At 66.4% G+C, this 10,995-nt stretch carries 13 protein-coding genes; 6 read left to right on the forward strand and 7 right to left on the reverse strand.

Features of this window, described 5'->3' with window-relative positions; all coding sequences use genetic code 11:
* Positions 1–64 precede the first annotated feature (64 nt).
* Both WEB52_03995 and WEB52_04000 read left to right on the forward strand, forming a co-directional pair.
* Positions 65–1,513 carry a CoA-binding protein gene (locus WEB52_03995; protein MEX2225595.1) on the forward strand — a complete coding sequence of 483 codons (1,449 nt, stop codon included), beginning with the start codon at positions 65–67 and terminating at the stop codon, positions 1,511–1,513.
* Positions 1,514–1,848: 335 nt separating this feature from the next.
* On the forward strand, positions 1,849–2,223 hold the full coding sequence (locus tag WEB52_04000; GenBank protein MEX2225596.1) for a metallopeptidase family protein: 375 nt from the start codon (positions 1,849–1,851) through the stop codon (positions 2,221–2,223).
* A 723-nt stretch (positions 2,224–2,946) separates the two neighbouring features.
* On the opposite strand, the gene WEB52_04005 is transcribed toward WEB52_04000, so the two are convergent.
* The 7 genes from WEB52_04005 to WEB52_04035 all read right to left on the reverse strand — a co-directional run bounded on the left by WEB52_04005 (position 2,947) and on the right by WEB52_04035 (position 8,035).
* Positions 2,947–3,273 carry a hypothetical protein gene (locus WEB52_04005; protein MEX2225597.1) on the reverse strand — a complete coding sequence of 109 codons (327 nt, stop codon included), beginning with the start codon at positions 3,271–3,273 and terminating at the stop codon, positions 2,947–2,949.
* 178 nt (positions 3,274–3,451) lie between these two features.
* Complete coding sequence (locus WEB52_04010; GenBank protein ID MEX2225598.1) at positions 3,452–4,264, reverse strand: sulfurtransferase; 813 nt, start codon at positions 4,262–4,264, stop codon at positions 3,452–3,454.
* Entirely contained in the window at positions 4,261–4,737 is a 477-nt protein-coding gene (locus WEB52_04015) for a PaaI family thioesterase (GenBank protein ID MEX2225599.1), read from the reverse strand. The genes WEB52_04010 and WEB52_04015 overlap by 4 nt, the downstream gene beginning before the upstream one ends.
* Complete coding sequence (locus WEB52_04020) at positions 4,734–5,117, reverse strand: MaoC/PaaZ C-terminal domain-containing protein (protein MEX2225600.1); 384 nt, start codon at positions 5,115–5,117, stop codon at positions 4,734–4,736. The genes WEB52_04015 and WEB52_04020 overlap by 4 nt, the downstream gene beginning before the upstream one ends.
* A complete protein-coding gene (locus tag WEB52_04025; protein ID MEX2225601.1) occupies positions 5,114–5,518 on the reverse strand; it encodes a MaoC family dehydratase N-terminal domain-containing protein in 405 nt (134 codons plus the stop codon). The genes WEB52_04020 and WEB52_04025 overlap by 4 nt, the downstream gene beginning before the upstream one ends.
* A gap of 606 nt (positions 5,519–6,124) precedes the next feature.
* Positions 6,125–6,472: a helix-turn-helix domain-containing protein gene (locus WEB52_04030; GenBank protein ID MEX2225602.1), complete on the reverse strand. Its 348-nt coding sequence runs from the start codon at positions 6,470–6,472 to the stop codon at positions 6,125–6,127.
* A gap of 108 nt (positions 6,473–6,580) precedes the next feature.
* The gene (locus WEB52_04035) at positions 6,581–8,035 is read right to left on the reverse strand and encodes an NAD(P)-dependent oxidoreductase (protein ID MEX2225603.1); all 1,455 of its coding nucleotides are present in this window, start codon (positions 8,033–8,035) and stop codon (positions 6,581–6,583) included.
* Positions 8,036–8,507: 472 nt separating this feature from the next.
* Between WEB52_04035 and WEB52_04040 the strand changes: the two genes are divergently transcribed.
* From WEB52_04040 to WEB52_04055, 4 genes are all read left to right on the forward strand, one after another.
* Positions 8,508–9,038, forward strand: a complete 531-nt coding sequence (locus tag WEB52_04040) for a DUF3090 family protein (protein ID MEX2225604.1) — start codon at positions 8,508–8,510, stop codon at positions 9,036–9,038.
* 422 nt (positions 9,039–9,460) lie between these two features.
* The gene (locus WEB52_04045; protein ID MEX2225605.1) at positions 9,461–9,979 is read left to right on the forward strand and encodes a hypothetical protein; all 519 of its coding nucleotides are present in this window, start codon (positions 9,461–9,463) and stop codon (positions 9,977–9,979) included.
* A gap of 339 nt (positions 9,980–10,318) precedes the next feature.
* Positions 10,319–10,579 (forward strand): hypothetical protein, encoded by a 261-nt coding sequence (locus tag WEB52_04050; GenBank protein ID MEX2225606.1) that lies wholly within the window; start codon positions 10,319–10,321, stop codon positions 10,577–10,579.
* A gap of 6 nt (positions 10,580–10,585) precedes the next feature.
* Positions 10,586–10,867, forward strand: coding sequence for an alpha/beta hydrolase (locus tag WEB52_04055; protein MEX2225607.1), 282 nt, complete (start codon positions 10,586–10,588; stop codon positions 10,865–10,867).
* The last annotated feature ends 128 nt before the right edge of the window (positions 10,868–10,995 follow it).

Below are 10,995 nucleotides of genomic sequence, written 5' to 3' on the forward strand. Positions count from 1 at the left end.
TCTTGCAGCGCCCGGCGACCGCCTCTTATGTCCCGCAGCAGCGCGCCCCGCGCCCCGGAGTTCCATGCCGCAAGGCTCCTTCGCCTCGCTCGACTACATGTTTCATCCCCGCTCGGTCGCCGTCGTCGGCGCTTCCACGCAGGAAGGGCCTGGTTCGTTCGTCAGCGCTATCAAGGACATGGGTTTCACCGGCGACCTCTACCCTGTGAACCCCAGGGCCGACGAGATCGCCGGCCTCAAGTCCTATCCCCGCCTCACCGACATCCCCGGCGACGTCGACCACGTCATCTCCAGCGTGCCGCTGCGCTTCGTCGAGCAGCTCGTCGAAGACTGCGGCGAGAAGCACGTGAAGGTGATCCACTTCTTCACCGCCGGCTTCAGCGAGACCGGCGACGAAGAGGCCGGCGCCCTTGAGGCGCGAGTGCTCGCTCGCGCGAAGGCGCTCGGCATGCGCGTCATCGGGCCGAACTGCATGGGGCTGTACGCGCCAGCGTCCGGGCTGTCGTTCATGCCCGGGATGCCCGTCGAACCCGGTCCGGTCGCGCTGATCTCGCAGAGCGGCGCCAACGCCGGCGAGTTCTGCCGCACCGGCGCCGTGCGCGGTCTGCGCTACAGCAAAGTCGTCAGCTACGGCAACGGCGCCGACGTGCGCGAGTCCGAACTGCTCGAGTACGTCGCCGAAGATCCCGCGACCGACGTCATCGCCTGTTACATCGAAGGGCTGCGCGACGGCGCGCACTTCCTGCGCGCGCTCCGCAAAGCATCGGCGACAAAGCCCGTCGTCATCCTGAAGGGCGGCCGCACCGAAGCCGGCACGCGCGCCGCCAACTCGCACACGGGCAGCCTCGCGGGCTCGCTGCAGATCTTCGACGCGGCGGTGCGCCAGGGCGGCGGCGTGCGCGTCGACCGCATGGAGGAGTTGGTCGATACGACCGTCGCGTTCCGGTTCCTGGGCGGCCTGCGAGGCGCCCGCGGGGGCATCGTCGGTGGCGGCGGCGGCTACAGCGTGCTCGCGTCCGACGAGGTCGGCTCGCACGGGCTCGAGATGCCGGCGCTTCCCGGCGACATCCAGCAGAAGCTGCACGACTTCACGCCGACGGCCGGCACCAGCGTGCGCAACCCCGTCGACACGAGCGTCGGGTGGGGGCCTGACGGCCTCAAGCCGATGCTCGACACGATCCACATCGTCGCGGAGGCGCCGAACATCGATTACATCCTCTATCACACGGGCTGGGGCTGGGGGCCAAACCGCGGCGGCGGCCCGGACATCGTCGAGATGGCGAAGAACACGGGCGAGAAGCTCGGCGAACTCGCATCCGACGTCGGCAAGCCGATCGTCTGCGTCTCCCGCACGCCGTCGAGCGAGCCGGGCATGGCGGCCACGCTCGCGTTCCAGGAGGTCGCCGCCACGCACGGACTGGCGACGTTCAGCAGCGTCGCGGCGGCATCGCTCGCGCTCCAGCGTGTGCTCGCATGGCGCTCCGCCCGCGACGAGTTCGTCCCCGCAAAGTAGGCGAACCGTCGAGGCTCTGCAGTGTCGCGATGTCCGCTGCGAATTTGATTGCGTGCATTTCTTGGTTGCGGACTCGGGCGTGTCCAGATTCGGATCTCGTCCGATCTTGATTGTCCGGATTGATTGAGTGCGCCTCACAGCGGCTCCAGTCCGGCGGCGCATGTCGATCGACGGTGTCCCGCGTCCCGGCACTGCGCGTACCTCCGGTCGCGATCTTCGACCAGCAATCGCCAAACTCCGAGCATTGCGCGTCATCCCCAACGTGACCGCAGCGGCCGTCCGATCCCGCATCCCGCCTCCCGCCTCCCGCATCCATCGCCCGCTACACTGCCTGCATGCACGAAGTGCCGCTCGAAGAGGTCGAGGAGATGGTGCGACGCGGCGTCGAGGCGCTGCCGCCGGAGTTCGGCGACCGCATCGCCAACGTCGAATTCGCGGTCGAGGAGGTGGCGCGCGCTTCGGACTACGCGCTCGGAACGGCGCACAATGCGACGCTGCTCGGCGTCTATCGAGGCGTGCCGCTGACGCGGCGCGGCGCCTACTACAACATGATCACGCCCGACCGCATCGTCGTCTTCCGCCAGCCGCTGCAGCGCATGGCCCGCGACGCCGCCGACCTGGAAGCGCGCGTCCACCACGTCGTCCGCCACGAGGTCGCGCACTACTTCGGCATCAGCGACGAGAGGCTACGGGAGATCGGGGCGTATTAAACTGGTCAAAGTCTGACGAAGTGCGACGCCGCCGACGTTGAAGCGCGCGTGCATCACCTCGTTCACGAAGTGGCGCAGTCCTTCGGAGGTAGCTAGGAGCGATCCCTCGAGGTGGCGTGCATCGGTGATGTGCGAGTGGGACGTGACGGAGGACTCAACAAAATCAGGGGTGCCGATATACGTCATCGTGGTTACAGCAGGCCCGGAGAAAAACCACTGTGCCGTCGACTGTTAGCGTGATGACTTGTCCATCAGTGGCGTGTACGCCGCGAATGTCGCCGTGTCCCTCAAGCTTATGCGTCTGTAACGATGGATAATAGAGATCCCGAGCCATCATTCGGAGGGCGCGCTTTATCGAGTTACGGTGCTGCTCGCTCTTCGTTGCAAATGAGTCTTGGAAGCCTTGCCCCCACTCGATCTTACTTGGAGTCAGCGGCATCCGCAGCCTCGTCCAGCCGCCGGATAATGTCCTCGATGTCCGTAGACTCGTGCACAGCACCAACAGCCCGATCCCAGTCGGCAAGTCTTTCCTTCCGAAGCCAAGTCTCTGACCAGTACTCCGGTTGAGTCCCATGGCGTGCCCATGCAGGTAATACGTACACGTGGCGAGCAGGCGACGCGTTCGTCACCGTGCCGACGGCAGAGGATGCTAGTCGAAACTCGTAGGTCGAACCAAGAATGCCAGCTCGAGCCACGCTAATGTTGATACTATCCACGACGCTTCTACCTCCGATCTGTTGCCTGCTCGTAGGTTTCAAGCATGCGCGTCATGAGATCGCGAAATTCTCGAACCCTCGATACAGGTAACGCAACCTTGGCGACGACCTTCACTGTCACGTAGGGTAGTGCTGCAAGTCGCGCCTTGTTCTCATCTTCACTCCCCATGAGAACTGGGGGATGCAACTGACCGAGCGTGACCAGGAACTCCGATTCATTTCCCGGTGGTCCAAGCTGGACAATCATCTGATTCACGAACTTGATCTCGGCCGTGTCTAACCCATCCCAAAGCAGGGGGATCGAGACAAGTTCACCGCCAGACTCGTTGCTCATAACTCTCTCATTGTATCGGGGAGCGTAGAAGCGGAGAGTAGTTGGGGAGTCGCTTCTACGCAACTCCAAGACTTGACGGTAAATGATCAAGTTAGCGATCACTTTCCGCTTGCATATCGCCACTGTCGCAGGCGCGTCCACCCTGAAGCGCGGCCCACGATGGCCTTCGCGTATCGCTTCACCGCTCAATCACCGAATCATCCCGATTCCCCCACTCCTGCCACGAGCCGTCGTAGTTCTTGACGTTCGGGAAGCCGAGCACGTGCTTCAGCACGAACCAGGTGTGCGACGCGCGTACGCCGAGCTGGCAGTGCGCGATCACGCCCTTGTCCGGTGTCACGCCCTGCGCTGCGTACATCCGGCGGAGGTCGTCGAGCGGCTTGAGGACGTTGTCGCCGGCCGTGGCGTCGGTCCACTCGACGTGCGCGGCGCCCGGGATGTGGCCGCCGCGCTTCGCGCGCACGCTCTTGCCGGTGTATTCGTCTTCGGAGCGCACGTCGAGCACGACCGCCTGCGTGTCGTCGATGGCGTCGCGCACGGCCTGCCACGACGCATGATTCGCGTCGTTGTGCGTAGTGGGCACGGGATACGACGCACGGGCGGCGCCGGAAGTATCTGCTGTCGTCGGACGGCCTTCGCGCAACCACCGCTCGCGGCCGCCGTCCAGCACGTGGACGCCGCCCGGGTGCGCGTAGTAGTCCATCATCCAGAAGCCGCGCGTGGCGTACGAGCTATGGCGGTCGCCGTACCAGACGACCGTCGTCGCCGGCGTGACGCCGAGACGGCTCATCGTCGCCGCGTACTGCTCCGGCGTCAGCACCAGGCCCGACGACTCGTCGCCATTGCGCAGCAATTCGAGATGGTCGATCCAGCGCGCGCCGGGAATGTGCCCGCCGTCGTACGACGCTTTGTCGACGCTCGACTCAAGGATGCGTACGGCGGGGTCGTCGAGACGCGCCTGCAGCCAGTCGGGGTCGACGAGCGCGCTCAAGGTATGACTTCCGGCGCGTCGCCGCGACCGGCCTGCGCCGCGATGTCGGACATTTCGCGCGCCATGCGTTCGTCGAGCCGCATGAACGTGCCGTCGCCCTCGGCTAGCAGTTCGCCGCTCGCGTCGCGCAGCTCGGCGCGCACTTCGATGAGCCGCGTGCGCAGGCGCACCACCCATGCCTCGATGCGCAATGGCACGTCGAGCCGCACCGGGCGTCGATAGCGGATGTTCAGCCGCGCCGTCGCGCCCCATTGCGCGGCGCCGTACACGGCCCAGCCCATCGCCTCGTCGATCAGCGTCGCGACGATGCCGCCGTGCATGCGGCCGGGATAGCCCTGCTGGTAGTCGCACGGCGTGTAGTCGCAGATCGCGCGGTCGCCCTCGCGGCGAAACTCCATGTGCAGCCCCTGCTCGTTCTGCACGCCGCACGCGTAGCACATGATGCCGCGGCCGGACCCGCGATCCTCGCTCACGCCGCCGCTCCGACGCCTGCGCGGCCCTCGATCACCACCTCGCCGATTTCGTTGGCACATTGCACCGCGTGCTCGATCGCATCGCCGGTTTGCTTCGCGTCCGAAGCCGATGCGGTGACGGTGGCGCCCGGGCGCGTCGGCGCTTTGAAGCGGACCTTGAGTTTGCCTTCGCGCAGCCAGCGGTCACCGTACGCCGCGTGCATCATCTCGGCGATCAGCGCCAGCACGAGCATGCCGTGTGCGATTGTGCCGCCGAACGCCGTGCTGGCGGCGAACGCCGGGTCGACGTGGAGCGGATTGTGGTCGCCGGACGCGTCGGCATAGGCGTGTAGCTGCTGTTGCGTGATCGTGCGCGTCACCGGCTGCACGTCGATGCTCATGATGCGGCTGCCGGCGCCATGATCGTCGAGCGCGCGCGGACGCCGGCGCCGGCAGCCGACACGATCTCGAACTCCAGCACGCTGATCACCATCCCCTGGCGCTCCGACCGCTGCGCGATGCGTCCGGTGAGCGTCAGCGCATCGCCGACGCGCAGCATCGTGAGATGTTCGACCTCCTGGCCTGTGTGCAGCGAGCCCTCCGGTAGCGCGATGCGCTCCTGCAGCGCCGCAAGCCCGAGCGCGACCGCGGCGAGCGGCGGCACCGCATCACCGTACGACGTCGTGTCGCCGGTGGCGCGCAGGTACGCATCGACCTGCTCGCGGCCGAGCGCGAACGTCGTCGCAGCGAACTCATGGCCGCGCGGGAATGCGCTGATGCTCGTGCGGGCGGATGACGTCATTGCTTTGAGGCTACGGGGCGGGATCGCCGGAGTCAATTCAGTGCGCGGTGAACCTCAGTTCGCAGATCCGTTCGCAACGTGTAGGGGCGCACAGCTGTGCGCCCCTACGGCGCAGGTAGCCGAGACGTTGCGTCCGCCATGCCGTTGAAGGGCGGACGGCTCCCGTTAGTGCGTCATGCAGAGCGAACGCGAAGCATCTCCCGACTGTCAGAGTTTGTGCGCAGCGGGCGGTCGATCGCTGCGGCGGGATCCTTCGGCTGCGCTGCGCTTGCTCAGGATGACGGGATGCGGTGTTTGCTCAGGATGACGGGATGCGGTGCTCGCTCAGCATGACGACGCGCGCTGCGCTTCGCAAGCAGCTAAAGCTACGTCCCTACGATCCGCGTGTCGATGCTTAGCGACTGAGAGACTGAAAGCTGACGTGTAGGGGCGCATAGCTGTGCGCCCCTACGACGCCGCTGAACGCCATCGAAGGATCGAAGAATTGACGAACGGAACGAGCTGGCGCACTGCTGCGATTCGGACGCAGCTAAAGTTACGTCCCTACGATCAGCGTTTCGATGCTGAAAGACTGAAAACTGAGAACTGAGAACTGAAAACTCGCCCCTACACACACGGCTCGGTCATGTAGGTCTCGCCCCAGTTCTCGAGCGCGGCGAGTGCCGTGCCGAGTTGCGCGCCCTTCGGAGTCAGTTCGTACTCCACCCACGGCGGCATCACGGCGACGATGTTGCGGCTGACGATGTCGAGCGATTCGAGGCTTTTGAGGCGATCGCGCAGCGTGCGCGAGTTGCAGCCGCCGATGTTGTGCGCCAGTTCGTTGAAGCGCCGCTTGCCGCTCATCAACTCGTGGATGATGTGCGGCACCCACTTCTGGCCCAGCAACGCCAGGGTCGCGCGGATCGGGCAGTAGAGGTCGTTCTCGTCCAGGACCAGCTTGCGTTCAAGCACCATGCTGAATCTGTTCTACCCCACCCTGCGTGCTGCTGTAAAGCCGCGTACGCGATTCACCCTCTCAGTATGACACGTCGGGCTTGGTGGTTCGGCACGCGTGTGCGTTACTCAGGAGGCGGCGGCCGCCGGCACTTCCCGCGCGAGGTACTCGAGCATCGCCGTGGCGGCGACGCGGGCGTCCCGGACCGCCGTGACGACGAGGTCGGCGCCGTTGATATTGTCGCCGCCGGCGAAGACGCCGGGCTTGTCGGTGGCGCCCGTGGCGCGATCGACCTCGACGATGCCCCACTCGTCGTACGACACGCCCGTCGCTGAGGCGGCGACGTCGGCGTCGGCGTTGTAGCCGATCGCCAGCACGACGGTGTCCGCTTCGAGCGAAAACTCGGAGCCGGCGACGGGCTGCGGGCGACGGCGGCCGCTCTCGTCGGGCGGGCCAAGCTCCATGCGCGTGAGTTCGACGGCGCGCACGCGGCCGGCGGCCGTGCCGAGGAAGCGGAGCGGCGCCGCCAGGAACTCGAAGCGCACGCCCTCTTCGCGGGCGTGTTGACGCTCTTCTTCGCGGCCGACCATCTCCTTCTCGGTCCGGCGATAGACGAGTGTCACCTTGCGCGCGCCGAGACGCACCGCCGTCCGCGCGCAGTCCATCGAGGTGTCGCCGCCGCCGATGATCACGATCCGCCGCCCAACGTGCATCGCTTCGCGCATGTGCTCGGGCAGTTCGTCCTTTGTGAGATTGGCGCGCGAGAGGAACTCCGTCGCCTGCATGACGCCCGTCAGGTCGCCGCCCTCGACGTCGAGCGGGTTGCCGACGGACGCGCCGTGTGCGAGGAAGACGGCGTCGTAGCCATCGGCGAGCAGATCGTCGACGCTGCGGTTGCCATCGTCGCCGATGTACGTGTTCTGCACAAACGTGATCGGCAGCCGCTGCAGCGCTTCGACCTTCTCATCGACGATGTGCTTTTCGAGTTTGAAGTCGGGGATGCCGTAGCGCAGGACGCCGCCGGGCTTCGGCCAGGCGTCGAAGATGGTGATGGCGTGTCCTGCGTTGCCGAGTTCCTCGGCGACGGCGAGGCCCGCCGGGCCGGCACCGACGATGGCGACGCGCTGGCCGCTGAGCGCGACGGGCGCGGGCGCCTTCGGGGCGTGCTCGCGCTGCCAGTCGGCGACCAACGCCTCCAGGCGGCCGATCGCGACGGGCTTGGCGTGCTTGCCGACGACGCAATGGCCCTCGCAGAGGCGCTCCTGCGGGCAGAGGCGGCCGCACATCTCGGGCAGGTTGTTGGTCTCGTGGAAGACGTCGGAGGCGGCGTCGGGGTCGCCGTTTTCGAGCAGCCAGAGGGCGCCGGGGATGTCGTTGCCGACGGGGCAGGCGACCTGGCACGGCGCCGCGGGGCACTGGATGCACCGCTCCGCTTCGACCTTCGCGGTCTCGATATCGAGCGGGAGGTAGACCTCGCTCCAGTTGAGGACGCGGACGTTGGGATCCTGCTTGGGGATCCGTTGTGCGGGGATCTGCAGGCGGGCCTTGCGGTCGACGGGCGGGCGTTCGCGCGATTGCGCCATTCAGTCACATCCTTGCGTGATTGTCGTCACCATCGCCGATGCAGCTTAGCAGGAATGTTTCACGTGAAACATTTGTTCGGGCGGGCGGGGCTTGGCCGTAGGCGTTGTGGTTAGGTGGAGATGACGGTATGCGGGGCGCCCGTTGCGAGGTGACGCGGGTCGCCGCGACGGGATCCTTCGCCGCGCTGACGCTTGCTCAGGATGACGGTATGCGAAGCGCCGGCTGCGGGGTGACGCGGGTCGCCGCGACGGGATCCTTCGCATTCGCTCAGGATGGCGGTATGCGGAGCGCCGGCTGCGGGATGGCGCGGGTCGCCGGGACAGGATCCTTCCGGTAGCTTGATCGTGGGATGGGCGGCGATAAGCTAGCGCTGTCGCCGAAGCAGGCGCACGATCCACGATCAAGGAGCCAGTCCCTGCACTGCCTGCGATACGCCGCTCGAATGCTCTTCTTCGGTCGGAGCGAGCGCTGATGACGACGGACTTCGGCCTTGCGCGCGGCATCGACGCGCAGACGTTCGGACAGCCTGGCCAGCGCACGTTCCGGCTGCGGATCGTCGGCGAGGACGCGCAGACGGCGTCACTCTGGCTCGAGAAGGAGCAGATCCAGGCGCTGAGCCTCGCGCTCAAGCAGATGCTCGCCCAGCTCGAGTACGACAAAGAGCCGCCGGCGGCCGACGCGGGCGACTTTCCGATCGTCGCGGACCATGACTTTCGCGTTGGCCGGATGGGCATGGGCTTCAACGCGGGGGACCGCACGGTGATCCTGTTCACGTATGAAGTGGGCGTCGAGGACGACGAGACGCCGACGTTGCGAGCGCGCTTGTCGCAGGAAGCGTGCGCATCGTTAGGGGCGCTGCTCGACGACATCATCGCCGGCGGGCGTCCGCTGTGCCCGTTGTGCGGCGTGCCGATGGAGGCCGACGGTCATGGCTGCGTGCGCGCGAACGGGCATTCGAAGCAGCCGATCCCGGATGAGGAATCGGATGAGGATGCTGGTTGACTGGTCACTGGTCACTGGTCACTGGTCACTGGTCACTGGTCGCTGGTCACTGGTCACTGGTCGCTGGTCACTGGTCACTGGTGAGTTCTAAGTTTTAAGTTTTCAGTCTTAAGTTCTGAGTCGACGGCGCCTCTACGCGTTCGTTCAACTTACCGACGCGTCGGTGACTTCTTCTTCGTGCTGCTTCGGCATGCATTTGTGGCTGTTGTGCGTCGTGTGCTTGGGAGTGTGCGGCGCAAGCTCGCCGCGTGAACTACGGGCGATCGCGGCCGGGGCACTTACCGACGGTCCGGTTCATTCTTGTTCCATCGAGCAATAAAACACGACCTCGTGCGTTACCCCGCCGCGCCAGCGGTCGTTAGACGGGTCGAGGCGCGCAGGGGCGCCGATAGTTGGGGATGCCTGGAACGGGAGTGTATTGCATGCAATGGGGTTCGTTCGGACAGAAGACGATCGCGATCGTGGCGGGGGTGACGCTCGTGTCGCTCGCGGCGGTCGGTGCGTTTGCGTCGCAGGAACTGGCGACGGTGCAGGAAGAGACGCCGACGGTCGAGGGGACTGAGACGGCGACGGCTACGGCGACGGAGACGTCGGAAGCGACCGCAACGCCGACGGAAACGCCGGAAGCGACGGAGACCGCGGAACCGACATCGACGGCGACAGGGACGCCGGAGTCGACCGCGACGGCAACGGGGACGCCGGACGACGGTGACGACGGTGACGGCGAGGGCGAGGGACAGCGCGAGATCGGCGGCATTCCGGAGGACCACCCGGTGTTCGTGCCGGACGAGGACGGCGAGTGCGAGAAGCACGAGACGCGCGTGAAGACGACGCCGAGCGGCCGCCAGGTGCGCGTGCCGTGCCACGCGGCCGGCGGTGATGACGACGGTGATGCGCGTCCTGGGCGCGGCCACAAGAAGGGCGCCGCCGGCGACGAGTAGAGGAAGCGAACAGATAGGCCTCAGACGCAAGCCTGCCAGAGGCGACGAAGGCCCCGGAGTGATCCGGGGCCTTCTCGTCGTGTCGCGCGTTGGTGCGCGTCACGCGAGATGGTGGCGTTGCTCGGGGTGGGTGTTTGTCCGCAGATGGAGCAGATGGGACGGATGGGGGTGGCGACGGGCTACGGTTAGTCAGAGGTTGGCTGTCGCGCCGTAGATCTGCGTTCAGCATGAGTTGCTAAGAGCACGGCCCTTTCGGTCGTTCGATTGAGCGGTGTTCAACCCAAGAACCTCCACCCGACGAGACAGAATCTCTCCACCCGGCGCGAGCGATGCCGGGCGATGGCGTACGCGGCGTCGCATCCGGAGCGCGTCGGGCGGCTGGTGCTGGCGAGCACGCTGGCGCGCCTTTCGCAGGAACACGCGGACGCGATGGAAGCGGCGATGGCGTTGCGGAGCGGCGAGCCGTCGGACGACGACGCACGCGCGGCGCTCGAAGCGGAGCAGTCGGGCGAGGTGCGTGACGACGAGGCGCTGAGTGCGCTCGTGATGCGGGAGTTTCCGTTCTATTTCGCGCGGTACGGCGCGTCGGAGGCGGCGTAGGTCGGCGTGCTGTCGACGGAGCAGGTGAACGGTGATGCGCTGAGGCTGTTCAACAGCGAGATCATGGGGACGTTCGACCTGCGGGCGGACCTGGCGCGCATTCGGGCGGAGACGCTGGTGATCACGGGCGATGCGGACTTCATCACGGGGCCGGTGTGCGCTTCGGAGATCGCGCCGGGGATCGCGGGTGCGCGGATGGTGGTGATGGCGGATGCGGGGCATTTCATCTTTGTCGAGGCGGCGGAGGTGTTTCGTCGGGAGGTGGCGGGGTTTTTGGCGGGGGGATGATCGGCGGGGACCTCACCCCCGGCCCCCTCTCCGTCGAGCGGAGAGGGAGAGTTGGTTCCATGTGGGGCATCGTGCACGACGTTGCGCGCGGGCGGCCGCGCGCGGACGCGGCTGAAGCTACGTCCCTA

The organism is Dehalococcoidia bacterium, assembly GCA_040902535.1.
Lineage (GTDB): Bacteria > Chloroflexota > Dehalococcoidia > DSTF01 > JACRBR01 > JBBDXD01.